At 58.3% G+C, this 24,836-nt stretch carries 23 protein-coding genes and 1 pseudogene; 18 read left to right on the forward strand and 6 right to left on the reverse strand.

Translation table 11 applies throughout. The features are described from left to right. Positions 1-45: 45 nt before the first annotated feature. The gene (gene arsC / locus ACTG2U_RS00215; protein ID WP_042657676.1) at positions 46-396 is read left to right on the forward strand and encodes an arsenate reductase (glutaredoxin); all 351 of its coding nucleotides are present in this window, start codon (positions 46-48) and stop codon (positions 394-396) included. Further along, positions 393-776 carry a DUF2069 domain-containing protein gene (locus ACTG2U_RS00220; RefSeq protein WP_139444289.1) on the forward strand — a complete coding sequence of 128 codons (384 nt, stop codon included), beginning with the start codon at positions 393-395 and terminating at the stop codon, positions 774-776. Before arsC ends, ACTG2U_RS00220 begins: the two co-directional genes overlap by 4 nt. Before the next feature lie 56 nt (positions 777-832). Here ACTG2U_RS00220 and ACTG2U_RS00225 read toward each other — a convergent pair whose 3' ends face one another. After that, entirely contained in the window at positions 833-1,441 is a 609-nt protein-coding gene (locus ACTG2U_RS00225; protein ID WP_439973847.1) for an ACP phosphodiesterase, read from the reverse strand. 390 nt (positions 1,442-1,831) lie between these two features. Here ACTG2U_RS00225 and ACTG2U_RS00230 point away from each other — a divergent pair, with 390 nt between their 5' ends. The 3 genes from ACTG2U_RS00230 (at position 1,832) to ACTG2U_RS00240 (ending at position 5,171) form a co-directional block, all read left to right on the forward strand. After that, a complete protein-coding gene (locus ACTG2U_RS00230) occupies positions 1,832-2,611 on the forward strand; it encodes an ABC transporter substrate-binding protein (protein WP_026034932.1) in 780 nt (259 codons plus the stop codon). A 66-nt stretch (positions 2,612-2,677) separates the two neighbouring features. Then, the gene (gene iadA, locus ACTG2U_RS00235) at positions 2,678-3,808 is read left to right on the forward strand and encodes a beta-aspartyl-peptidase (RefSeq protein WP_158113968.1); all 1,131 of its coding nucleotides are present in this window, start codon (positions 2,678-2,680) and stop codon (positions 3,806-3,808) included. 143 nt (positions 3,809-3,951) lie between these two features. Next, positions 3,952-5,171, forward strand: a protein-coding gene (locus ACTG2U_RS00240; RefSeq protein ID WP_439973848.1) for an IS3-like element ISAs31 family transposase whose coding sequence is annotated in 2 segments (ribosomal slippage) — positions 3,952-4,300 and positions 4,300-5,171 — 1,221 coding nt in all. Because the reading frame shifts where the segments join, the coding sequence is not laid out codon by codon here. A 66-nt stretch (positions 5,172-5,237) separates the two neighbouring features. Here ACTG2U_RS00240 and ACTG2U_RS00245 read toward each other — a convergent pair. Continuing rightward, entirely contained in the window at positions 5,238-6,140 is a 903-nt protein-coding gene (locus ACTG2U_RS00245) for a lysine exporter LysO family protein (RefSeq protein WP_158114028.1), read from the reverse strand. A 533-nt stretch (positions 6,141-6,673) separates the two neighbouring features. On the opposite strand from ACTG2U_RS00245, the gene ACTG2U_RS00250 reads away from it, so the two are divergent. The 13 genes from ACTG2U_RS00250 (at position 6,674) to dcuC (ending at position 20,766) form a co-directional block, all read left to right on the forward strand. Next, the gene (locus tag ACTG2U_RS00250) at positions 6,674-7,444 is read left to right on the forward strand and encodes an ABC transporter ATP-binding protein (RefSeq protein ID WP_005337310.1); all 771 of its coding nucleotides are present in this window, start codon (positions 6,674-6,676) and stop codon (positions 7,442-7,444) included. Positions 7,445-7,493: 49 nt separating this feature from the next. After that, positions 7,494-8,267: an ABC transporter substrate-binding protein gene (locus ACTG2U_RS00255; RefSeq protein ID WP_005337307.1), complete on the forward strand. Its 774-nt coding sequence runs from the start codon at positions 7,494-7,496 to the stop codon at positions 8,265-8,267. A 211-nt stretch (positions 8,268-8,478) separates the two neighbouring features. Next, entirely contained in the window at positions 8,479-9,219 is a 741-nt protein-coding gene (locus ACTG2U_RS00260) for an ABC transporter permease (protein WP_042053114.1), read from the forward strand. Positions 9,220-9,222: 3 nt separating this feature from the next. After that, complete coding sequence (locus tag ACTG2U_RS00265; protein WP_005337302.1) at positions 9,223-9,915, forward strand: ABC transporter permease; 693 nt, start codon at positions 9,223-9,225, stop codon at positions 9,913-9,915. Between the two features lie 176 nt (positions 9,916-10,091). Further along, complete coding sequence (locus ACTG2U_RS00270; protein ID WP_439973849.1) at positions 10,092-10,751, forward strand: TIGR01621 family pseudouridine synthase; 660 nt, start codon at positions 10,092-10,094, stop codon at positions 10,749-10,751. A 26-nt stretch (positions 10,752-10,777) separates the two neighbouring features. After that, positions 10,778-11,446: an HAD family hydrolase gene (locus tag ACTG2U_RS00275; RefSeq protein ID WP_439973851.1), complete on the forward strand. Its 669-nt coding sequence runs from the start codon at positions 10,778-10,780 to the stop codon at positions 11,444-11,446. A 224-nt stretch (positions 11,447-11,670) separates the two neighbouring features. Continuing rightward, positions 11,671-12,807: a 4-hydroxyphenylpyruvate dioxygenase gene (hppD, locus tag ACTG2U_RS00280; protein WP_439973852.1), complete on the forward strand. Its 1,137-nt coding sequence runs from the start codon at positions 11,671-11,673 to the stop codon at positions 12,805-12,807. Further along, complete coding sequence (locus ACTG2U_RS00285; protein ID WP_439973853.1) at positions 12,800-13,951, forward strand: homogentisate 1,2-dioxygenase; 1,152 nt, start codon at positions 12,800-12,802, stop codon at positions 13,949-13,951. The genes hppD and ACTG2U_RS00285 overlap by 8 nt, the downstream gene beginning before the upstream one ends. 10 nt (positions 13,952-13,961) lie before the next feature. Then, the gene (locus ACTG2U_RS00290; protein WP_439973855.1) at positions 13,962-14,957 is read left to right on the forward strand and encodes a fumarylacetoacetate hydrolase family protein; all 996 of its coding nucleotides are present in this window, start codon (positions 13,962-13,964) and stop codon (positions 14,955-14,957) included. Positions 14,958-15,096: 139 nt separating this feature from the next. Further along, the gene (maiA, locus tag ACTG2U_RS00295; protein ID WP_005361400.1) at positions 15,097-15,732 is read left to right on the forward strand and encodes a maleylacetoacetate isomerase; all 636 of its coding nucleotides are present in this window, start codon (positions 15,097-15,099) and stop codon (positions 15,730-15,732) included. A gap of 458 nt (positions 15,733-16,190) precedes the next feature. Further along, positions 16,191-17,687, forward strand: coding sequence for a C69 family dipeptidase (locus ACTG2U_RS00300; RefSeq protein WP_429067362.1), 1,497 nt, complete (start codon positions 16,191-16,193; stop codon positions 17,685-17,687). Between the two features lie 457 nt (positions 17,688-18,144). After that, entirely contained in the window at positions 18,145-19,383 is a 1,239-nt protein-coding gene (pepT, locus tag ACTG2U_RS00305; protein WP_429067363.1) for a peptidase T, read from the forward strand. Positions 19,384-19,392: 9 nt separating this feature from the next. Beyond that, positions 19,393-20,766, forward strand: a complete 1,374-nt coding sequence (gene dcuC, locus ACTG2U_RS00310; RefSeq protein ID WP_335812253.1) for a C4-dicarboxylate transporter DcuC — start codon at positions 19,393-19,395, stop codon at positions 20,764-20,766. A gap of 90 nt (positions 20,767-20,856) precedes the next feature. On the opposite strand, the pseudogene ACTG2U_RS00315 reads toward dcuC, so the two are convergent. The 4 genes and pseudogenes from ACTG2U_RS00315 to suhB all read right to left on the reverse strand — a co-directional run. Next, a pseudogene (locus tag ACTG2U_RS00315) lies at positions 20,857-21,228 on the reverse strand (acyloxyacyl hydrolase); the annotation flags it as partial. An 8-nt stretch (positions 21,229-21,236) separates the two neighbouring features. Further along, positions 21,237-22,399 (reverse strand): IS3 family transposase gene (locus ACTG2U_RS00320; RefSeq protein WP_429070639.1). Its coding sequence is split into 2 segments (ribosomal slippage): positions 21,237-22,144 and positions 22,144-22,399, totalling 1,164 coding nucleotides; the frame shifts between segments, so codons are not numbered across the junction. Between the two features lie 296 nt (positions 22,400-22,695). Continuing rightward, positions 22,696-23,730, reverse strand: a complete 1,035-nt coding sequence (locus ACTG2U_RS00325; protein ID WP_201035198.1) for an IS110 family transposase — start codon at positions 23,728-23,730, stop codon at positions 22,696-22,698. Positions 23,731-23,892: 162 nt separating this feature from the next. Further along, positions 23,893-24,696, reverse strand: a complete 804-nt coding sequence (suhB, locus tag ACTG2U_RS00330) for an inositol-1-monophosphatase (RefSeq protein WP_005352992.1) — start codon at positions 24,694-24,696, stop codon at positions 23,893-23,895. Positions 24,697-24,836 lie beyond the last annotated feature (140 nt).

Genomic DNA, 24,836 nt, shown 5'->3' on the forward strand with positions numbered 1-24,836 from the left:
TAGCGCCGTTTCTAATCCCATCTTGCGATTAATCAGGGAGTTACCATGAGCGAGACCCAAATCTACCACAATCCGCGCTGCTCCAAGAGTCGCGAAACCCTGGCCCTGCTGGAACAGCACGGGATCGCCCCTGATGTGGTGCTCTATCTGGAGCAGGCCCCGAGCGAAGATGAGATCCGCAACCTGCTCTCTCTGCTCGGTTTTAGCGATCCCCGCCAGCTGATGCGCACCAAGGAGGATCTCTACAAGGAGCTGGGATTGGCCGATGTCAGCGGTGATGCCCTTATTCGCGCCATGCACCAGCATCCCAAGCTGATCGAGCGCCCAATTGTCATCAAGAATGGTCAGGCCCGCATTGGTCGCCCGCCGGAGCAGGTGCTGGAGATCCTCAAGTGAGCACCCGCTTTGCCCGTCTGCTGACTCTGGTCGGCTTCTTCGGCCTGCTGGGCTGGGTCATCCTCTGGCATCTGTGGCTGTCACCCCATCCGGACCTCAATCCCTGGTTGCTGCCGGTGATCTGGACGGTGCCGCTGCTCTTCCCCCTCAAGGGAATCGTGCAGGGCAACCCCTACACCCACGCCTGGGGCAACTTCGTGTTGATGCCCTATTTCCTGCACGCCCTCACCCTGATCACCACGGATGAGGGGGAGCGGTGGCTGGCGGTGGTGGAGCTGGTCTTCACCACTATCGCCTTTGTCGGCACCATCTATTACGCCCGACTGCGTGGTCGGGAACTTGGCTTAAGCATTCGCAAAAAGAAAGATGAAGCCAACTGATGACAAACGCCCCGCAAGGGGCGTTTTTTATGGGGAAGCGGCTCTATCCAGAGGGATCACTGTGCCCCTTGGGCTGCCCGATATTGGGCAAGTTGCTGCTGGCTAAAGTCCATCAGCGCGGGATAGAAGCGCAGAAATCCCGCCTCGCATGTTTGCCACTGCGACTCATCAAGGGTCAGCAGCGCCTCTCCCAGTTGTACCGGGCGACGCAGTCGGCGGCCGATGCCATTTAGCGCTTGCCCCAGCCCCTCCCTGTGGCGGTAGGAGGCGATCCAGTTCTGCTCGGCCATCCGTTTGAGGGGGAGTGGCAGTCCGTCCGGCAGGCGTGGGTGATCCGCCAATAGCTGCTCATAACTGCGTTGCAGGAAGCGGGGCAGGGGTTCGGTGCTGAACAGTCCCCAGTGCAGGCTCAGCCAGTGGTCGTAGATCATATCCACCACTATGGCGCCAAAGCGGCGCCAGGGGGCCTCGAAACAGGCGACGGCCGCCTTGTGCTCGGGGTGGCTGTCGGTGAAAGCGTCAATTTTGCGGTGTAGCCAGATCCCCTCATCGAAGTGGGCGGCAAGCCCAGTGGGCAGCGTGCCTTTGACGAAATCGCCGAGCAGATTGCCGGTGAGAGAGCTTCGGGTGTGGGCAGCCAGATGGAGATGGGCCAGAAAATTCATCGGTCGCTGTGGGTCTGTTATGGGATGGCAAGGTGCTTCGAGCCTAACGGATCCCGCCTGCCTTGACCATGATCGGGATTTTGCTACTGCCTGGCGGCTGCCTCTTGCCGGGCAAAATTCGGGCGTGCTAAGGTGATTGCCATCTTTGTCACAGGACGCGACAAACCACCATGATGCGCAAAGCCAGAGGCTTTTTTCTGGCCTTCTACTTCAAGCCTTTCTATCTCTCCGAGTGGTTCGACGAATAGATCGAACCTCTGGAGCAGTTCACTGACGCCCGCTCGGGCGTGATCTCGCTCATCCAGATTTTGCCGCTTTTGGTCATCGCATGCATTCGCCTGCGGTGCCTTGTCCGCGCCTGTGCGCTTTTTATGTAATGGAGTACTCAAGATGAAGATCAGACTGACCCTCTCAGCCCTGTTTGTTGCCAGCCTGCTGGCTACCCCCGCCATGGCCAAGGAGTGGAAAACCGTGCGCTTCGGGGTGGAGGGGGCCTACCCGCCCTTCTCCTGGACCGATGCGTCGGGCGAGATCAAGGGGTTTGATATCGATCTCGCCAACGCCCTGTGTCAGCAGATGGCGGTCAAGTGCGAGCTGGTGGCGCAGGATTGGGACGGCATGATCCCGGCCCTGCTGTCGCGCAAATACGACGCCATCATCGCCGCCATGTCGATCACCGACGAGCGGCGCCAGAAGGTCGATTTCACCGAGAAATATGCCCATATTCCCAATCGCTTTGTGGCGGCCAAGGGAACCGAGCTGACGCTGACCCCGGAAGGCATGGCGGGCAAGCGCATCGGGGTGCAGCGTGCCACCACCCACGACAAGTACCTGACCGACAATTTTGGCTCGAATGTCACCATAGTCCGCTACGGCAATGCCGATGAGGCCTATCTCGATCTGAAAGCGGGTCGGGTGCTGGCCCTGCTGGCCGATGCCTCTGCCATCGAGCAGGGGCTCCTTGGCAAGGAGGGGGGCGACAAGTTCGACTATGTGGGGCCCGCCCTGACCGATCGCCAGTGGTTTGGTGATGGCATGGGGATCGCCGTGCGCAAGAGCGATAAGGAGCTCAAGGGCAAGCTGGACGAGGCGATCAAGGCCCTGCGTGCCAACGGCACCTATCAGCAGATCAACCAGAAGTACTTCAAGTACGATATATATGGTGGTTGACGGGGGGAGGGAGCTTGCTCCCTCTCTTTTCATTGGGCAAGCGACAATCGTGCAAGGAGGATCGCCATGTTGACCCTGATCGAGGGAGCCGAGATCTTCAGCCCCACCCACCTTGGCCAGCAAGATCTGCTGGTGGCGGATGGCCGCATCGCCTGGATGGGCAAGGGAATGAGCGTGCCCGCCGACTGGCCACTGATGTGTGTCGATGGACGGGGTCACTATCTGGTGCCCGGCATGGTGGACCCGCTGGCCCATATTACGGGAGGCGGCGGTGAGGGGGGCTTTGCCTTTCGTACCCCTGAACTGGCGGCGAGCGAGGCGCTCAAGGCCGGAGTGACCACGCTGGTGGCGGCGCTTGGTACCGACAGCCTGACCCGCACTCCCACGCAGGTGCTCGGCAAGGTGCGCGAGTTTCGCGCCGCCGGGGTGAGCGCGTTTATGTATACCGGCTCCTACCATCTGCCGGTCAAGACCCTGACCGGCACGGTGGAGTCGGACATCATCCTGATCCCCGAGGTGTTGGGGGTGGGGGAGGTGGCCATCAGCGACCACAGATCCAGTGCGCCCACCCACGACGAGCTGGCCAGGCTTGCCAGCGAGGCGCGGGTGGCCGGGCTGCTTGCGGGCAAGAGCGGGGTCAGCTTCTTCCATGTCGGGGATGGCAAGGGGGCATTGGCCCCCCTGAGGGCTCTTCGCGATGAGACCGATATTCCGCTGAGCCAGCTCTATCCCACTCACTGCAACCGCAACCCCTGGCTCTTTGCCGAGGCCATTGAGTGGGGCAAGGCGGGAGGTTGGGTCGACCTCACCACCTCGAGCTTTCCCGATCTGCTGGAGGATGGCGAGCGGCTTGCTGCCGATGCGCTTCTCGAGCTGCTGGCCGCCAATGTGCCAGCCGAGCGCATCACCTTCAGCTCGGATGCAAACGCCAGCCTGCCGCGCTTTGATGGCGAGGGGCGGCTAATCGAGATGCGCTGCGGCCAGATTGCCAGCCTGTGGCAGCAGTGCGTGCGCGCGACCCGGCTCGGTGTCTCGCTGGAGAGGGCGTTGGCCGTGGTGACGAGCAATCCGGCACAGGCGCTGGGGCTCTGCAGCAAGGGCCATATCGGGGTCGGACAGGATGCGGATCTGCTGCTGGTGCACGCCCGGACGTTTGCTATCGAGAGGGTGATGAGTGGCGGGCTGTGGCGCGAATAAGGCTGCGGGCAATATCGCAGCTAGAGCGAGTGCGTGGTGGCTCCAAGCAGCAAAAGCCCGACAACAAGGTCGGGCTTTTTTTGTCTGCAGTGTCCCATCCTGAATATGGTTTACACCTTTCCCCCCAATAAATGGAGAACCCAATGGGACAAGGTGTGAAACGGACACAGCGCGATTACTCGCTGACTTTTAAACTGGCGCTGGTCGAGCAGATTGAAAAAGGCGAGCTCACCTACAAACAGGCTCAGGTGCGTTATGGCATTCAGGGCCGCTCCACCGTTCTGGTATGGTTGCGTAAACATGGTCGGCAAGATTGGAGCCAGGGGGCTTCTGTTCGTGCCGGCAGGAGCATCACCATGCCTGACCCCGACAACCAGACGCCCGAACAGCGCATCAAGGAACTCGAGCAACAGCTGGCGCTGATGAGCCAGAAAGCCCAGTTCTTTGAGGCCGTCGTCGATGTGCTGAAGAATGACTACGGCGTCTCCATCGTAAAAAAGCGACCCGGCAAGTCCTCTCGCAGCGGCAAGTCGAGAGGCTGACCATTGTCAGGGCTTGCCTGTTTCTAGGGATAAGCCGGCAGGCTTACTACAAGCGCAATCGGGTCGCCGACGAGCGCCATGCACAAGGATTGCAGGTGGTGCGCTTCGTGCGTCAGGTTCGACTGCGACAACCTCGGGTCGGCACCCGCAAGCTACATTATCTGCTGCAGGGTCAGGATGATGGCGGGCTCAAGGTCGGGCGGGACAGGCTGTTTCGGATATTGGCCGAGCACCGCTTGCTGGTGCAGCCCAGACGGGCGTATCACAAGACCACCCACAGTTTTCACCGTTTCTACCGTCATCCCAACTTGCTCAAGGCGGGGCCAGAGCAGGTCACACCGGTGGCTCCGGAGCAGGTCTGGGTTGCTGATATCACCTATCTGCCAGCCAGGAGCGGACCGCTGTACCTGAGCCTGGTGACGGATGCGTACTCACGCAAGATAGTGGGCCATCACGTGCACGAAGGGATGCACGCCGAATCGGTGGCGATGGCGTTTAAGAAAGCACTGAAGCAACGGCGTGGCGGCGGTGAACTCATCCATCACTCGGACCGCGGCGTGCAGTATTGCTCTGTGCTGTATCAGTCATTACATGAACGGTACGGGGTGAAATGCTCGATGACGGATGGGTATGACTGTTACCAGAATGCGTTGGCGGAGCGGGTGAACGGGATTTTGAAAGGAGAGTTGTTGTTGCAAAGCCCGCAGGATTTGACGCAAGCGCGGGAAATGGTGCGTGAAGCAGTGGATATTTACAACGCGGAGCGGCCGCATCATGCGTTGAAATACAGAACCCCCGATGCGGTCCATAGGGGGTTCTGAGTAGAGAAATGCTAGTTGAAAATGTGTAAACCTATTTCAGGACTAGACACAGTGGGGAAATAAGGCTTAGATCGCCAGAAACCCGAGGATCAGAATGGGGCCGAGCAGGCTCAGGATAAAGCCGGAGACGATGGCTACCGGTACCACCTGAATGCCCCCTGATTTCTGGATGACCGGCAGGGTGAAGTCCAGCGCCGTGGCGCCGCCGTAACCGATGGCCGCCGAGGGGTGGCGACGCATCAGGACCGGGATGATCAGAATGGCGATAAGCTCGCGCCCAAGATCGTTGATAAAGGCAGCAGAACCGAGCACCGGCCCCAGTTTGTCGGCCACCAGAATGCCGGAGAGCGAATACCAGCCGAAGCTCGAGCTCATCGCCAGACCATGGGCAAAGGGCATGCCCAGCAACTGGGCCGCCAGCAGGCTGCCCAGCCAGCTGCTGAGGATGACAGTGGCGGCTATCTTCATCCCCCAGGGGTTGAGCAGGATCTGGCGCAGCCGCATGCCGGAGTTGCGCATCTGCACCCCGATGAGAAACAGCAGCAGCATCAGGGCCCACTCGCTCCACTTGTCGATGGGCAGTGCGCGCAGATCCACCAGCAGCCCGAGCAGCACGCCGCCGAGCACCACAAAGCAGAGCTGCAGGGATTCCCACAGCAGGTGCAGCTTGCTCGGCATCTTGGTATCACTCGCCTCATGGGTCGGCGGTGTGCGCTTGTCGAGCCACCAGAGGGCCAGCAGGTTGCAGACCGTGATCGCGGTCAGCATCACCCCGGCGACCTTGAAGATCACCGCCAGATTGCTGCCCAGGTTCTCCACATAGGCAAGCCCGAGCCCCATCAGAAACAGAATGAGGTAGACCATCTTGCCCAGACTCTGGTTGACCAGCTTGATCAGCCGGGCAGAGGAGAGGGGAATCAGATAGCCGATTGCCAGTGGCAACAGGATCAGCAACACATTGAGCAGCATCGAGGCCTCGATCACAAAAACTGATAAAAACACCACCTTATCATTACTTATTGGCTCTGTGTCACATATCTATCGCTTTCATGGCCGAAAACAGCCCTTTTGGGGGCAGATTGTTACTTTTTTGCCACAACCTCTCTGTTTGATAAGGTTCTGTGCGAGCCCGAGTGCACCAATGAAATCAAGTTGATCCAATCGGGGGACCGATATTTCGCTCGGCAAGGGGGTGCATAAAGCCATTTTGGTGCCGGTTTGGCACACATCACGCTTTTCTCTTGCCACTGATATGATTGGGGTATAAAAAGGCGTTATCGGAATAGCCATTGAAACGGCTGTTTATGCAAACAAAGTGCTGAAAAATACGCAAAGAGCGAATAAAAATAGAGCGAATCCCCTGAAGACCCTCGTTCTGTATTGTTTTTTCACTATCCGGGTGATATTTTCGCTGAAGGTTGCCATCGGTTAACTTTTTGTTAAATGGACGATGGTTGAGTCACGCCCCCTGCGGCGTCTAGGGACAGACAAGGTTGTAATGGATGAGCGACGTTGCCGCACTGGAAGTACGTGATCTGCACAAATATTTTGGCACCCACGAAGTGCTCAAGGGCATCGACATGACCGCCCACAAGGGGGATGTGATCTCCCTTATCGGCTCCTCCGGCTCGGGGAAGTCGACCTTTCTTCGCTGTATCAATCTGCTCGAAACCCCCTCATCCGGCACCGTCTCGCTCCATGGCGAGTTGATCCGGATGAAAACCAGCCGCGCCGGCGAGCGGTTGCCCGAGGATATGCGTCAGGTGGAGCGGATCCGCAGCCGGCTGGCCATGGTGTTTCAAAGTTTCAATCTCTGGTCACACATGACCATCATGCAGAACATCATCGAAGTGCCGATCCAGGTGCTCAAGGTGCCTCGCGCCGAAGCACTGGCCAAGGCGGAGCAACTGCTCAACCGGGTTGGACTCTGGGAGCGGCGTGACTACTATCCCGGCCACCTCTCCGGTGGTCAGCAGCAGCGGGCCGCCATTGCCCGTGCGCTGGCGGTAGAGCCCGAGGTGATGCTGTTTGACGAACCCACCTCGGCGCTGGATCCCGAGCTGGTAGGGGAGGTGCTCGGCCTGATGCGCGAGCTGGCCGAAGAGGGGCGCACCATGCTGGTGGTGACCCACGAGATGTCGTTTGCCCGGGATGTATCGAACAAGGTGATGTTTCTGCATCAGGGGCGGGTGGAAGAGGAGGGCAACCCCAAGGAGATTTTCGCCCATCCCAAATCCGAGCGGTTCAAGCAATTCATCTCCTCCATCTACTGATGGCGGGATGCCTGGTTACCCAATCAACTGTTTTATCAAGGAGTGATACATGAACAAGCTGATGCTGGCGACAGCCGTAGTTACTGCCCTCGCGTCCGGTAGCCTGATGGCCAAGGAGTGGAAAGAGGTCCGGATCGGGGTTGAGGGTGCCTATCCCCCCTTCTCCTGGACCGAGCCCAGTGGCGAGGTGAAAGGTTTTGATATCGACATCGCCAACGCCCTGTGCGAAGAGATGAAAGTGAAGTGCACCCTGGTCAAGCAGGACTGGGACGGCATCATTCCGGCGCTGTTGTCGCGCAAGTTTGACGCCATCATCGCCACCATGGACATCACCGAAGAGCGCAAGAAGAAGGTGGACTTCACCCAGAAGTACCAGCACATTCCGGCCCGCTTTGCCGCCAAGAAGGGCACTGATGTGCAGCTCGACAAAGCCTTTATGGAAGGCAAGTCCGTCGCGGTGCAGCGTGCAACCTCCATGGATACCTTTATTACCGACAACTTCCCCAATGCCACCATCAAGCGTTACGGCACCGCCGATGAAGCCTATCTCGATCTGAAATCCGGTCGTGTGGACTATGTGCTGGCCGACTCTGCCGCCATCACCGACGGTCTGCTGAAGAAAGAGGGGGGTGATGCCTTCGAATTCGTCGGCCCGAAACTGACCGATCCCAAGTGGTTTGGCGAGGGTGCCGGTATTGCGGTGCGCAAGGCTGACAAGGATCTGAAAGAGAAATTCAACGCCGCCATTCTGGCGCTGCGTGCCAACGGCAAGTACAAGGAAATCAACGACAAGTACTTCGAGTTCGACGTTTACGGAGAGTAAAACAAAGAGACGTTTACGGCGAGTAAGTCCAAAGACGTCTACGGCAAGTAACGACAGGTTGATCCCGTCAGTAGTCATCGGGCCCGTCACCTCCCTGAGGGAGTTTACGGGCCCGCATTGATTGCAATGGAGCTGCACATATTTCATTCGGACTGCTATGGAGCCTTCTGGTTAGCAGGTGCGTGAAGATTCAGTGGCGATGGAGCTGCATATGTTTGATTTGAAAGGATACGAAGCCTCGCTGCTGGAGGGCGCCTGGGTCACCCTGGAAGTGGCGCTGGCCTCCCTGCTGCTGGCGTTGCTGCTGGGGATGTTGGGGGCGCTGGCTAAACTCTCTCCCTACAAGTGGGCCCGGGCCATCGCCACCGGCTACACCACCATTATTCGCGGCATCCCCGATCTGGTGCTGATGATGCTGCTCTTCTTTGGTGGCCAGGTGCTGATCAACGGCATCTGCACCTGGGTCAACGAGGCTTACAACAACTGGTTGCTGGAAAGCAATCCCAATCAGGAGTGGGTCTCCCTGCTTCCGGACTATATCGACATCAGCCCCTTTGTGGCCGGTGTCGCGACCATCGGCTTTATCTTCGGCGCCTACATGACCGAGACCTTTCGCGGCGCCATTCTGGCAGTGGACAAAGGCGAACTGGAGGCCGCACGGGCCTTTGGCATGCGGGCAACCCAGGTGTTTGTCCGGATCCTCTTCCCCCAGATGATGCGCCACGCCCTGCCGGGGTTTGGCAACAACTGGCTGGTGCTGCTGAAAACCACCGCGCTGGTCTCCATCATCGGCCTTGATGACATGGTGCGCAAAGCCTCGCTGGCGGCGGGCTCGACCCAGCAACCCTTCACCTTCTACATGGCGGTGGCGCTGATCTTCCTGATCTTCACCGCAGTCTCCACCTCGGCGCTCAAGTGGGCCGAGCGTCATTACGCCATCAAGACGAGGTAAGCCATGGATTTCTCAATCATTCTCAAAGAGTGGCCCACCTACTGGGAGGGGCTCTATACCACCGTCTGGCTGGTGGCCCTCTCTCTGATCCTTGGGTTGATGCTGGCGGTGCCCATGGGCATTCTGCGCAACAGCCGCAACTGGCTGATCAAGGGGCCGATCTGGGCCTATATCTACTTCTTTCGCGGCACCCCGCTGCTGGTGCAGCTCTTTATCATCTACTACGGCGCCGCTCAGTGGGAGTGGCTGAAGAACAGTGCCGCCTGGTCGCTCTTCTCCGAAGCCTGGTTCTGCGCCCTGCTGGCCTTCACCCTCAATACTGCCGCCTATACCGCCGAGATCGTGCGCGGGGCGGTGCACAATATGCCGCGCGGCCAGATTGAGGCTGCCAACGCCTTTGGCATGACTCGCTGGCAGACCCTGACCCGGATCATTTTGCCCAACTCGTTTCGTCGGGCACTGCCGGCTTACAGCAACGAGGTGATCTTCATGCTGCAGGGCTCGGCGGTGGCGGGCATCATCACCATCGTCGATCTGACCGGCGCGGCGCGGATCATCAACTCTCGCTACTACAGTCCGTTCGAGGCGTTTTTGACCGCAGGGCTGCTCTATATGCTGCTCACCTTTGTCATCGTCTGGCTGTTCAAGAAGTGGGAAGCGCGCTGGCACGCTCACCTGCGCCCGCGCAATGTGTAAGGTGTGAGCTGCCAAGATGAGCGAAAATGGCTCCGCCTGTTGCAGGCGGGGCCATTTTTTATCTTTATCCTCTGCCCGCCCGGTTTGCCAAATAGTGCCCGAGCAGGGAGAATGCAGCACTCCCGAGCGCCGCCAGTCGTTGGTTGTGAGCCTTATTCCCCAGTTCCCGAGGTTTTATGTACCGGATATTGTTTGAGCATCCCGCTTTCCTGGTTATCGACAAGCAGCCCGGCATAGGCATGCACGACGAGAAGGGCGACGGGGAGTCGGTCATTCCGGGGCTGGTCAATCGCGTGAAGGCCGATACAGGGCTCACCCTCTATCCGGTGCACCGGCTCGACAAGATGACATCCGGCTTGGTGCTGCTGGCCCGCACCACGGAGGCGAACCGTGAGCTGAGCATGGCTTTTGCGGCCCGTGAGGTGAGCAAGCAGTATCTGGCGCTCTCCGATCGCAAACCGAAGAAGAAGCAGGGCTGGGTGAAAGGGGATATGCAAAAGGGGCGTGGCGGCAGCTGGATGCTGGCGCGCACGCTGGATAACCCCGCCATCAGCTGGTTTGATTCGGTGTCGGTGCGCGAGGGGCTGCGGCTCTATCGTATCAAGCCCCAGACCGGCAAAACCCACCAGATCCGGGTTGCCCTCAAAAGTATCGGCGCCCCCATTCTCGGGGATGAGCGCTATGGCGGTACGCCCTCCGATCGCGGCTATCTGCACGCCTGGCGACTGAGTTTTACCCTGGCGGGCGAGCCGTTCGACTTTGTCTGTCCGCCCGATGTGGGGAGTGAATTTGTTACTCCCGAGCTCATGGCCGCCATCGCGACCCTTGCGCCCTGATGCTTATGCGCCCAGCGTCTGACGTCATGATCCATTCATCGATAAAGCGTGAGCCTGATGAGCGCGCGCCGCGCTGGATCCTGGCCGACTTTGACGACACCCTGGCCCCCGGCGACAGTCATGCCGGTCTGCTGCGCTATATTCTGCGCCGCCGGATCTGGCCGCTGCTGCTGTTGCCGGTGATTGCGCTGGGTGGGGGGGTCTATTTGCTGCCCAGCCAGCGGCGGCGAGGTATCTCCCTTATCTGGTGGGCCATCACCTTTGGGCTCTCCCCTTTGGGCTGGCGTAAGCTGGTGCGCGCCTATTGCCGCACCAGGCCGGGGTTGTATTGTCAGGCTCGCGAATTGCTGCAAAGCGAGGGGGCGCGCTGCTGGGTGATCTCCGCCAGTCCTTGCGCGCTGGTGCGAGCCCAGCTCTATCAGCAACTGCCCGGCCAGTTGCCCCACCGGATCATTGGCTCGCAGATGCACTACCGTTTTGGCGGCCTGATGCCGCGCTTCTATTGCCACGGCCAGCACAAGCTGCTGCCGGAGATCTGCGCCCTCGATGCCGAGCTGGCCCTGAGCGACAGCCTGCACGATCTGCCGCTGCTGGGGTTGGGGAAAGAGGCGTGGTTGATCAATCCAACGCCTGTGCGACTGCAAAAGGCCCGGGCCTGCTTGCCCCATCTGATGGTCAAAAACTGGCAACTGTAAGCCAAAGCTGACAGCCATACTGGTCGTCACCGTTTGATCCGCAGGGCTGCCGCTTGAATGTCACAATCTATTTACATCTTTTGTTGCCAGCTGCGAAAAACTATCTGCAACCCGCCTCTTCTCTTCCTGCTACGCCCTGCTTCTAATGAAACAAGTTGTTAACACTTGCCGCGCCGCTGGGTGCTGCAATCCGTTTTAACCGAATCAAGAGCAAGGAGCGCCCGATGAATGCCACCTCTTCCGCCACCCACACCATCAATCCGTTAGGCACTGACGGTTTCGAGTTTGTCGAGTACACGGCCCCCGATGCCAAGGGGATTGCCGCTCTCAAGAGCCTGTTTGTTTCGCTCGGGTTTGCCGAGGTCGCCAAGCACAAACACAAACAGTGCTGGCTCTACCGGCAGGGGGATATCAACTTTGTGGTCAATGCCGAGCCCCACTCCCAGGCGGAGCAGTTTGCCAGCCTGCACGGACCGAGCGTTTGCGGCATGGCATTTCGGGTGAGCGATGCGGGTAAAGCCCAGCAGTACGCCATCGCCAAGGGGGCCAAGCCTTTTGTCGGCAAGATTGGCCCGATGGAGCTCAATATTCCCGCCATCTACGGTATCGGCGAGAGCACGCTCTCCTTTGTCGACCTCTACGGCGACAAAGGCTCCATCTATGACGTGGATTTTGTCTTCTACCCCGACTGGCAGGCCCGGATGGCGGAGGTGGATGCCGGTCTTATGGAGATCGATCACCTGACCCACAACGTGCATCGCGGCAATATGGATGTCTGGTCCAACTTCTATGAGCGGATCGGCAACTTCCGCGAAATTCGCTACTTCGATATCGAGGGCAAGCTGACCGGGCTGCATTCACGCGCCATGACCGCCCCCTGCGGCAAGATCCGCATCCCCATCAACGAGTCGGCGGATGACAAGTCCCAGATTGAGGAGTACCTGCGTCAGTACAAGGGGGAGGGGATCCAGCACATCGCCATGGCCTCCAGCGATATCTACCACACCATCCGCACCCTGCGCAGCCGCGGTACCGGCTTTATGCCGACCCCGGATACCTACTACGAGAAGGTGAACAGTCGGGTCGAGGGGCATCAGGAGGATCTGGCGGCCCTCAAAGAGCTGCGCATCCTCATCGACGGCTCCCCTACCAAGGATGGCATCCTGTTGCAGATCTTTACCGATACCGTGATTGGCCCGGTTTTCTTCGAGATCATCCAGCGCAAGGGCAACGAAGGGTTTGGTGAGGGCAATTTCAAGGCGCTGTTTGAATCGATCGAGCTGGACCAGATCCGCCGTGGCGTGCTGGATGGCGGCGAGGATGACAAGGGTGCCCGCAAAGAGGGAGCGAGCGATGCGTAACTGGATTAACTTCCCCCATCGGGAGGGAACCCACTCCCGGCAGGCCCATGCCGACCTGCCGGAACAGGCCATCTATGAGCGCGAACTGGGGCGCAGCGGTTTTTTCGGCCCCGCCACCCACATGCACCACAAGCATGCCCCTACCGACTGGAGCAGTTGGGAGGGGCCGCTGCGGCCACGGCTGTTTGACCTCAATGCCCTGCAAGAGGAGGTAAGCTCGCTCTCCCCTTGGGTGGCTCCCGACATTCTTAGCAACCCCCACTGCCGCTATCGCATCTGGCGGCTCTCCGAGGCAATGCCGTTTCTGGTGCGCAACGCCGACGGTGACGAGCTGCTCTTTATCCACGAGGGGGGCGGCGAGTTTTTCTGCGATTACGGCCACCTGAGCCTGCGGGACGGCGACTATGTGGTGATCCCCCGTGGCACCATGTGGCGCATCGAGCCGACGGCGCCCCTGTTCATCCTGATGATCGAGGCGACCAACGACAGCTACCAGCTGCCGGACAAGGGGCTGGTGGGCAATCACGCCATCTTCGACCCGGCGGCGCTCGATGTGCCCGCCATCAACGAGCGCTTTTTAGCCCAGCAGGATGAGAATCCCTGGTCGCTGCAGGTCAAGCGCCACGACGAGATTAGCGTTATCACCTGGCCGTTCAACCCGCTGGATGCGCAAGGGTGGCACGGGGATTTGTGCGTTGTGCGCCTCAACTGGCGGGATATCCGCCCGCTGATGAGCCACCGCTACCATCTGCCGCCGTCGGCTCATTCGACCTTTGTGGCGAGCCGCTTCGTGATCTGTACCTTCGTGCCACGCCCCATCGAGAGCGATCCCGGCGCCCTCAAGGTGCCCTTCTATCACAGCAATGACGATTACGACGAGGTGCTCTTTTACCACGCGGGGGATTTCTTTAGCCGGGACAACATCGAGCGGGGCATGGTCACCTTCCATCCCGCCGGTTTCACCCATGGCCCCCATCCCAAGGCGTTTGCGGCAGGGCAGGCCTATGCCAAGAAGTTCACCGACGAGGTGGCGGTGATGTTAGATACCCGCGATGCGCTGAATGTCGGCAGTCTGTGCGAAGGGATCGAGAACACCCGGTATGTCTCCAGCTGGCAGCGCTCGGACGCTGCTGCCGGCAAATAAGGAATCGCTTATGAAATTGGCAACATTGAACAATGGCAAGCGCGATGGCGCTTTGGTGGTGGTGAGCCGGGATCTGACCCGTGCGGTACGGGTGAGCGAGATTGCTCCCACCCTGCAGGCCGCCCTCGACGAGTGGGCCGAGGTTGCCCCCAGGCTGGAGGCTATCTATCAGCAGCTTAACGAGGGCCGTGTGGCCGAGGCGTTCCCCTTTGACGAAGCGTCTTGCCTCTCTCCGCTGCCGCGCGCCTATCAGTGGGCCGATGGCAGCGCCTACGTCAACCATGTGGAGCTGGTGCGCAAGGCGCGCGGCGCCGAGATGCCGGAGAGCTTCTGGCACGATCCGCTGATGTATCAGGGGGGCTCCGACAGTTTTCTCGCCCCCCGTGGGCCGATTGTCATGGGCTCCGAGGAGTGGGGGATCGATTTCGAGTCGGAAGTGGCCATCATCACCGACGACGTGCCGATGGGGGTGAGCGCGCAGGGGGCCGCCAGTCACGTCAAGCTGCTGATGCTGGTCAACGACGTGAGCCTGCGTAACCTCATTCCGGCGGAGCTGGCCAAGGGCTTTGGTTTCTTCCAGTCCAAACCGTCGAGCGCCTTCTCGCCGGTGGCCATCACCCCGGACGAGCTCGGCGATGACTGGCGCGATGGCAAGGTGCTGCTGCCCCTGCACACCCATCTGAATGGCGCCCTGTTTGGCGCACCTGATGCCGGGGTGGACATGACCTTCAGCTTCTTCGAGCTGATTGCCCATGCGGCCAAGACCCGCCCCCTTGGTGCGGGCTGCATCATCGGCTCCGGCACCGTCTCCAACTACGATCGCAGCGCCGGTTCATCCTGCATTGCCGAGCGCCGCATGCTGGAAATTCTTGATTGTGATCAAGCTATAACCCCCTATTTGCAGTTTGGTGATAGAGTGTCGATCGCGATGGAGGATCGCTCTGGCCAAAACCTGTTTGGCACCATCTCTCAACAGGTGGTGCCAGCGAGCGGTCAGGGAGGTTGATGGCCAGCGCCGGTTGGCGGCAAACCTATTCGGGATATGTCCGGATCACGACGAGCCCTCAACCGGTGCCGGATACACAAGGAGGCAGGTGGTGAGCACCTGCCGGGCTTCGGGCCCAGATAAGATGCAGGGACAGATTATGTTGCAGTTGTTTGGCTATTGGCGTTCGTCGGCAAGTTTTCGGGTGCGGATCGTGTTGCAGCTCAAGGGGCTCGCCTATGAGCAGCACCCCATCAATTTGCGGCAAGGCGAGCAGAGCGAGAAGGCTTATCGCCGGATCAACCCGCAAGGGCTGGTGCCGTTTCTGGTGGATGGCGATGTGCAGATCGGTCAGTCGGTCGCCATCATGGAGTACCTTGACGAGACCTATCCAGCCTACTCACTGATGCCCTCTTCCCCCGACGCGCGGGCCCGGGTGCGCCAGATCGTCAACATGATCGCCTGCGATATCCACCCGCTCAACAATCTGCGGGTGCTCAACTATCTGGAAGAACACTTCAGGGCCAACAACGAGCAGGAGGCTCGCTGGTATCGCCACTGGATTGACGAGACCTTCACCGCCCTCGAACAGCTGTTGATGACCACCGCCGGTGTCTACTGTGTTGGCAACGAAGTGACCTTGGCCGACTGCATGCTGGTGCCCCAGGTCTACAACGCCCGCCGCTACGACATGACCCTGGACGATTACCCCACTATCCGCCGCATCGTCGCCAACTGCGAACAGTTGCAAGCCTTTATCAAAGCCGCCCCCGCCAACCAGCCGGATGCGCAGTGACCTACTGACTTGAATCGCGGGATGGCGTCAGCACGCCATCCCGCGCGTTATATCTCCTCATCTCTTTATTTCCCTTCTGTATGCGCCTTGCGTGCCTCGTGTTGACGGCTGAATGTCGCCAAGGATCCTGCGCTTGTCACACTTATCAACATTTTGCATCGATTGAGTCTTTATTGTTGGTGTTTTGGGCTGTCAGTCACACTCAAGTCAGTTGATTGGGCCTAGTATCGCCACGCCAGCGGAACAGCTGAAAGCAGAAATGCGTACAGGTCGCCTATCAGGGGGCCTTGGCTACCTCCTTGGTTTCCATGGTTTATTCGCACTGCTCTTTTTCGTGTTTACGGTTTGATGGCCCGCACTGTCCGGCCCGTGTCACCGCGCAGATCCCTTGTGACAGCGGCAGGTTGACTGGCGCGCCACCGCTTATTTGCAACCACTCTGTGCAACAAGGAGATCTCATGTATTCCTTCAAAAAGTGCGTCGTCGCACTCTCCATCAACCTTGCTCTCTTCTCGTCGGCGTTCGCCTGTACCACCTTGCTGGTCGGCAGTGAAGCCAGCGCCGATGGCTCCATGATGGTGGCCCGCAGCGCCGACAGCGATGCCCTGAAAGCCCAGCATTTCGTGATCCATCCGGCCAAGCAGGGGCAGAGCGGTATGCACAGCTCCAAGGCTCACAATGGCGCCAATGATTTCAGCTACCCCTTGCCGAAAAACTCCCTGCGCTATACCACGGTACCGAACTGGAAGACCCAGCTGCATGGCGCCACCGGGTTCAACGAGAAGGGAGTCGGGGTGAGCGGCACCGAGTCCATTTTTGCCTCACCCGAAGCGCTCGCCTTTGACCCCTATGTGGAAGATAAGGGGATCACCGAGGATGACATTCCCGATGTGTTGCTCTCCCGGTCCACATCGGCCCGCGAGGCGGTCGCCCTGCTGGGCAACATCATAGAGACCCTGGGGGCGGGGGAGGGGTTTGGCGTCGCCGTGGTGGATGACAACGAGCTCTGGTATCTGGAGACAGCCACTGGTCACCACTGGATGGCGCAGCGTCTGCCCAAGGACCAGTATTTTGCTTCTGGCAATCAGGGTCGCTTGCAGCACTACGATCCCAAGAGTGCCGACATGATGGGCTCGAAAAATCTGGTCGAGTTTGCCACCGAGAAGGGGCTCTACCAGCCACAAAAGGATGGGACGTTCAATTTCTCGAAAGCCTATACCCGCGACGACGAGCGGGATCGTACCTATAACGATCCCCGGGTCTGGACCATACAGCAGATGTTCAACCCCTCGCTCAAGCAAACGGTGGATGCCGGTCGCCAATTCCCGGTCACCCTGACCCCCGAGAAGAAGATGACTCTGGAGGAGGTCAAGGCGGTGCTGCGCAATCACTATGACGGCACCGAGCACGACCCTTACGGCAAAGGGTTGAACGGCCAGGAGCCGTGGCGCCCCATCAGCGTGCTTCGCACCTACGAGGCCCATGTGATGCAGGTGCGCCCCTGGATGCCGCGCGAGGTGGGGGAGGTGACCTATGTGGGCCTCGGCATGGCGGACTTGACCGCCTTCGTTCCCTACTACAGCAGTCTGGAAGCCTATCCGGCCCACTATGCCATGGGTAGCGACAAGGCCGACAGCGACTCCATCTACTGGAAATATCGCAAGCTGCAGACCCTGGTGATGACCGATTACCCCAAATTGGCCCCCATGGTGAAGCATGCGTACCAGAGCTGGGAGGCTAAGATCGCCAAAGAGCAGAAAGAGATGGAAGCCAACTACCTGAAAACGGTCAAGACCGACAAGGTTGCCGCCAACAGCATGCTCAACGACTTCAATCTGCGGGTGATGCAGGAGGCCGAAACGCTGACCGAGGATCTGACCAACCAGATCTTCACGGTGCGCACCCAGGATATTCAGGCCGATATCTTCTTCGCCAACAAGGCGAAGAAGGATTAACCGCGACGCACTTATCATGCAGAAGGGGGGCGGTCGGTTTGAGCAGCCGCCGGGTTGACCGGCCCCCAGCTCACTTTTCCTCTATCGATGCCGGAGCCTGTGCTCCGGCATTTTTCCTTTATGACATCCCGCCAATGTGTCTGGCCCGGGCAGTGGATTTCGCTACCCGATACGAAAGCAGAGACTTTCATTCAGGTTTTTATTTCGCCTTTCAGCATATCAGGCATGTGATCAGCTACCCACTTTTGGTTATCTGATGGCTTTTATGCAGCTTTTCTGTGTTATTTATCACTACCCATTGATTCGACTGTGATGGGCACTCTCTTTATCCATCTCATTTTTTCTCGTTAATCCAAGGCGTTATCGCTTCATCAGACGGCTGCTTTCTGAATAAGGCGACCGCGCCGCCGGATCTCGTCACGGCATCATATCCGTCACTACTCACAGGACTACCGCAATGCATATTGTCGACAGATTTTTGGGATACACCGCCATCAATACCACCACCAATCGTGAAGCGGGCGCCGCCGGGGTAATGCCCTCCTCCCCGGGGCAACGGGTGCTGGCTGACAAGGTGGCGCAGGAGCTGATCGCCCTGGGGTTGACCGTGGAGGTGGCGGATAACGCCATCCTGACCGCCACACTTCCTGCCAATGTGGCGGGGGATCTGCCCACCGTGGCCTTCTTTGCTCATCTCGATACCAGTGCTGAACACACCAACGATACCCATGCCCAAGTAGTGGCCTATGAAGGGGGCGATATCTGCCTCAATGCCGACCAGCAGGTCACCCTGCGTCTGAGCGAGTTCCCCGAGCTGGCCAACTATGTCGGCGATCGGATCATCGTGACCGACGGCACCAGCCTGCTGGGGGCCGATGACAAGGCGGCCATCGCCGCCATCGTCAATGCGGTTGCCTATCTGCAGGCACACCCGGAGATCCCTCACGGCACCATCAAAATTGGTCTGGTACCGGACGAGGAGCAGGGGCTGCGCGGGGCCAAGGCGTTCGATACCGAACGTTTTGGCGCTGACTTTGCCTACACCCTCGACTGCTGCGGGATTGGCGAGCTGGTCTATGAGAACTGGAATGCGGGGGATGCGGAGTTTGTCTTTCACGGTGCCTCGGCCCACCCCATGTCGGCCAAGGGCAAGCTGAAGAACTCCCTGCTGATGGCCCACAAGTTCATCGCCATGCTGCCGGGGGGCGAGGCGCCTGAATATACCGAAGGGCGTGAGGGCTACTACTGGGTCAAGCAGATGCAGGGCAACAGCGCCAACACAGTGCTCAAGCTGGATGTGCGCGACTTCACCGAGCAGGGGTATCAGCAACGAATGACCCTGCTCGATACCCTCGGCAAGAGCTGTCAGGCCCTGTGGGGTGAGCAGAGCGTGAGTTACCACTTGAGCGATCGCTACAGCAATGTCTTCAACAGCCTGCAGGGGGAGAACCGCTACCCCATCGAGCTGGCGCTGGCCGCTTACGAGACGCTGGGGATCACCCCCAAGCCTATCCCGATGCGCGGTGGTTATGATGGCGCTGTGCTCTCCCAGAAGGGATTGCCCTGCCCGAACCTCTTTACCGGTGCCCACAACTTTCACTCCATCTACGAGTACCTGCCGGTTAAATCCCTCGAGGCGGCCAGTGCCGTGGTGATCGAGATCATCAAGTTCACCCACGCCCGTTTCAGCCGCTAAGGAGTCGTCATGTTTCAGGTAGTTATTGCAGTGCTGGTCATCGTGCTGGTGGCCAGACTGATTCTCAAAGGCTATCGGGCCGAGCCGGTGCTGTTTGCCGCCGGTCTGGTGCTGATGATGGCAAGCCAGCTGGCAGGGTGGGGGAGTGTGCTGCCCAAAGGGGTCGAGAGCACCGGAATTGCCCTGTTCGATCCCTTCGAGGTGATGCGGGATCTCTTCAGCTCGCGGGCGGCCGATCTTGGCTTGATGATCATGGCGCTGATGGGCTTTGCCCATTACATGGATCATATCGGTGCCAACGATGCGGTGGTGTGCATTGCGATTCGTCCACTGCGCCGGTTGCGCTCCCCCTATGTGTTGCTGTTCTTCTCCTACCTGCTGGCCAGCGCGCTGCAACTGGCGATCCCCTCGGCGACTGGTCTGGCGGTACTGTTGATGGCGACCCTGTTCCCCATCATGGTAGGGCTTGGCCTCTCTGCGGCCTCGTCGGCCGGGGTGATTGCTACCTCCCTCGGGGTGGCTTATACCCCGACCGCTATCGACGCCATCCGTGCAACCGATGCGGTGGGCATGGGCCACAACGTGATCGAGTATGTCTATACCTATCAGGGCCCTGCCGCGCTGGCGACAGTGCTGGTGGTGGGCTTGATGCACGTATTTTGGCAACGTCGTTGCGATCTGCAGGATGGACACCCGCATCAGGGCGCGGCTACGGTGGATGAGTCGGCGCAACAGGTCGGAGTCCCCGGCTTTTATGCCATTTTGCCGATGCTGCCCATCATCATGGCGGTGGGCTTCTCTTCACTGTTTGTCGATCACATCAAGCTCAACGTCATCACCATAGTGATGATCTCGATGTTTATCAGCATGGTGGTCGAGGCAGCCAGAACCCGTGACATGAAACAGGTGTGTGGTGGTTTCAGCCACTTCCTCAACGGCATGGGGTCAGCGTTCAGCAACGTGGTGGGGCTGCTGGTGGCGGCGGGGATCTTCGCTCACGGCATCAAGGTGCTGGGGGTGATCGATATCCTGATCGTCGGCGCCGAACATGTGGGACTGCCCGCCTTTGCCATGGCGATCGTTTTTGCTCTGGTGACGCTGGTTGCCGCCATCATCATGGGCTCTGGCAATGCGCCCTTCCTTGCCTTTGTCGAGCTGATCCCGCAGATCGCCGCCAGCATGGGGGTCAATACCGCCGCCATGATCCTGCCGATGCAGCAGGCCTCCCACATGGGGCGAGCCATGTCGCCAGTCTCCGGGGTGATTATCGCCGTCTCCAGCGGTGCCAAGCTGACCCCATTCGCGGTGATCAAGCGCACCTCGGTACCACTGATGGTCGGTTTTGTCTTCCATACCCTGATCGTGGGGATCTTCTATCTGTAACGATGGATAGTGTGCACATGACGAAAAGCCTTCACGAGAGTGAAGGCTTTTTTTTGTCTAACGGTTTCGATAACGGTTGAGCCTGCTTGGCTAAAAACGGTACTCGATGTGGAGGGTATAGCTGTCCAGCCCCGGGTTCTTGTCATACATATAGGCGTTGGACATGTGCTCATACTGATAGCCGATCAGCCAATTCTTGGTGATGGCGTAACCGAGGCCGATACCCAGGGCGAACTGGAAGGGGCCGCCGTAATCCTTGTAGCCGTTGCCGCGAGTGCCAAATTGGTACTGATCGAGCCAGACCATTTCGCCGGGGAGCCAGGTTACCCAGTTACCCCATTGGCATTCGATACGGGCGCAGCCCCCCAGTCTGGCGCTCTTTTCATCTTCTACCTTGAGCATACCGCCACGTACCCCCAGCCCAAATTGGCAGCCTGAGTCTCCCCAACGCCAGAATATGTGTGTAGTGGTCAACTAAATCCGGACACTTGGTTAGGCCGAACCTCGGCTTTTGCTGGCGGTATCCCGTCATTGTATTGATGTGGACGCCGCCAGTTGTAGTAATCCATCAGGTAATAACTGATATCCCGCTTTGCCTCCCGCACGCTCATGTATCCCATAGCCGGAACCCACTCCGTTTTAAGACTTCTGAACAATCGCTCCATCGGGGCATTATCCCAGCAGTTGCCACGCCGACTCATGCTCTGGGTCATGCGATAGCGCCACAGTCGTTGCCGAAATGCCCTACTGCCATATTGGCTGCCCTGGTCAGAGTGAAATAGCACACCGGATGGGCAACCACGCTGCTGATAGGCCATCTCCAGTGCTTTGATTGCCAATTCTGCATCAGGTTTATCAGACATCGCCCAGCCCACGACCCGCCGGGTGTGCAGGTCAAGCACCGCTGCCAGGTAATGCCAGCGTCCACCTGCCCAGACGTAGGTGATATCGCCACACCACACCTGATTGGGTTGCTGGACATCAAATTCGCGAGCCAGCAGATTGGAAATGTCCGGTCGCTCAGACTGGGCGACCTGATAACGATGAGCGCCCGGCTGTTTGGATACCAGCCCGGCTTCCTTCATCAGGTTACGTACTTTGAATCGACCAATCTGATACCCCAACTCCCGCATCATCGACATCAAGGCGCGGCTGCCTGCAGAGCTCCTGCTCTCTTTGAACAACCGGCGCAACTCACTGCGTTGCTGTATCCGCTCACGGTTAATCGCCCGTCTGCGGGCCAGATAGTCGTAAAAGCAGGATGTTGGAACATCGAAAGCGCAGCAGACCAAGGTGATGGGGGCTTGCTCCCTTAATCGGTCTATCAGCGCGTACGTGTGAACTCGTCCGCCATCAAGAGAGCAGTAGCCTTTTTTAGAATGTCCTTTTCACGTTCGAGCCGGTTGATACGGGCTTCCAGCTCCTGAATTTTTTGCTGCTCCGGAGTCAGTGCTTTGCCGATTGGGGTTGTGCCAGTTCGTTCGGATTGCAGTTGCTGAACCCAGCGGCGAAGTACGGTTTCACCGACATCCAGTGAACGGCTGGCTTCAGGGACAGAATATCCCTGGTCGAGCACCAGGGATGCGGCTTCGAGTTTGAATTCGGCAGTAAATGAGCGACGTAATCTTGTCATTGAACACCTCAGGTCATGGTGGCGACTGTACCACCTAAAATGGTGTCCGGGATGATTAGACCATATATGGACGCCCCCGGGTTGTGCAAGAACTGAACTGATACGGTTTGCGACCATATATCCGGCGTTATGATGGGATTAACTCCCTCGCCATGATGTCATCCGAGCCTTGCTTCCTTATCACTACACCGGTATATGCATACCCAGGTCTAATTCAGGCTGTTACAAGGACGGTACCCGTTTCTTCATCAGTGCCTGCAAACTCAGTAACGTAGATTTTCTAAGCAAATATCAAATTAACTTCCTGCAAAAGCTCTGTTCATACTGAAATCAACCGAGTCAGTTAGTACACGCCAGATGATCCGAGTTAACTTATTTGCCAGGGCGACAGTGGCTTTCAAGAAGCCACGCCGCAATTCAATTGCCTTAACCCATCTCCCTAAACTGTCATCCCGTTTTTGCACACAACGCATCACCGCTCGAGCGCCATGGATGATCAAGGTCCTCAAGTTACGATTACCGTTCTTGGTCATGGATGAAAGCCGTTGTTTTCCACCTGAACTGTGCTGTCGAGGGACTAAGCCACACCAAGCAGAAAGCTCACGGCCGCTGGAAAACTGGGTGGCATCAACCTCACTGACCACCGCAGCGGCAATCAGTGGCCCGACACCAGGAATGGTCAATAAGTGGTGATAGGCAACCTGCTGGCTGGACAGTTCAGCTAGTTCCTTATCCAAGACATCAATCCGTTCAGTGAGCATCTGCATATCTTCTCGTAACAGGCTCAGTAGTCGGCGAAGCGTGAAGGTTATCGTATTGTCTCCGTCTTCAAGCACTTCTGGCAGTTGTCGTTGCAGGCGTTGTAACCCGGCTGGAATAATGACTCCGTACTCGGCAAGTAATGCCCGTAGTTGGTTAGCCAGAGCGGTTCGCTGCTCAACTATGAGCTGGCGAGCACTACGTAACGCCTTGATATCTTGTTGTTCTGTAGTTTTAACTGAGACGAAGTGGATCCCTGGTCGGCAAGCTGTTTCACAAATAGCTAATGCATCGTTGGCATCATTCTTCTGGTGTCTTGCAAAGGCTTTGACATGCTGTGTGGGAATGAGCTTTACGTCATAGCCCATCGATATCAGTGCTCGTCCCCAGAAATGAGATGTTGAGCAAGCTTCCATAGCAATCAGTGTTTGCGGTGGAAACTGGCGCAACGTGTGGAGCAGTTTCTGGCGAGATATTTTACGATTCCAGGCAACAGAACCATCAGCCATCCATACACACACCTGAAAAACAGACTTAGCAATATCGATTCCAACTACTTTGATCGTGTTCATGTGGTGATCCCCCAAGTTGAACGCTGTCAGCCTAAGTATGAAACTGACCGCGCAGGGAGGGGGCGTCCATCACATCACTACAGTGTGCCCTGACAGGGCATATCGCAGCAATAAAAAAACCGGCTTGCGCCGGTTTTTTTATCTGTCTGCTCGAAGGCTGGCTTATTTGGCCAGAGACTCCGGCAGCTCTTCACGGATCTTGCCCAGCATCTCTTTCAGGACGCGCGGGTTGGCAACCACGATGTTGCCGGAGTTTTCGTAGTTGTGACCACCTACGAAGTCAGTGACGATGGCGCCAGCTTCTTTGGCCAGCAGTTCACCGGCAGCGGTGTCCCAGGGCTTGAGGCCGATTTCCCAGAAACCGTCGACGCGACCGGCAGCCACGTAGGCCAGATCCAGTGCGGCAGAGCCGGAGCGACGGATGTCGGCACATTCGATGAACATGCTCTGGAACATCTTCAGGTAGGACTCGATGTGGTGCTTTTGCTTGTAGGGGAAACCTGTGGCCAGTACGGTGCCAGCCAGCTCTTTGGCTTTGCCGACACGGATGCGGTAGCCGTTCAGCTGGGCGCCGCTACCACGGGTAGCAGTAAACAGTTCGTCACGGATGGGATCGTAAACAACGGCTTGTTCGGTTTTGCCTTTTACGCGCAGGGCGATGGAAACGGCAAAGTGCGGAATGCCTTTGACAAGGTTGGTCGTGCCATCCAGTGGGTCAATGATCCATTGGTAGTCCGGATTGGTACCGGCAATCTCACCAGACTCTTCAGCAACAATGCTGTGCTCCGGGTAAGATTTTTTGATGGTGTGAATGATGGCCGCTTCGGCTTCACGGTCAACGTTGGTCACGAAGTCATTGCTGCCTTTTTGGATAGCCTCAATGTTCTCGGGCTGGGAGAAGGCTTTTACTACAACTTGACCGGCGTTGCGCGCAGCGCGCACGGCGATATTCAGCATCGGATGCATAGGTTCACCACTGGATGTTAAAGAACGGGGATAAAAGGACACGGTATGATACCAGTATTTTGTGCGATGGCAACTGTTATCCCCCTACGACCAATTGATTACCACTGCCAGATTTGACGGCTCCAATATAGACCAGATCT

The organism is Aeromonas sp. 95A (assembly GCF_051919235.1).
Taxonomy (GTDB): Bacteria; Pseudomonadota; Gammaproteobacteria; order Enterobacterales; family Aeromonadaceae; genus Aeromonas; species Aeromonas veronii.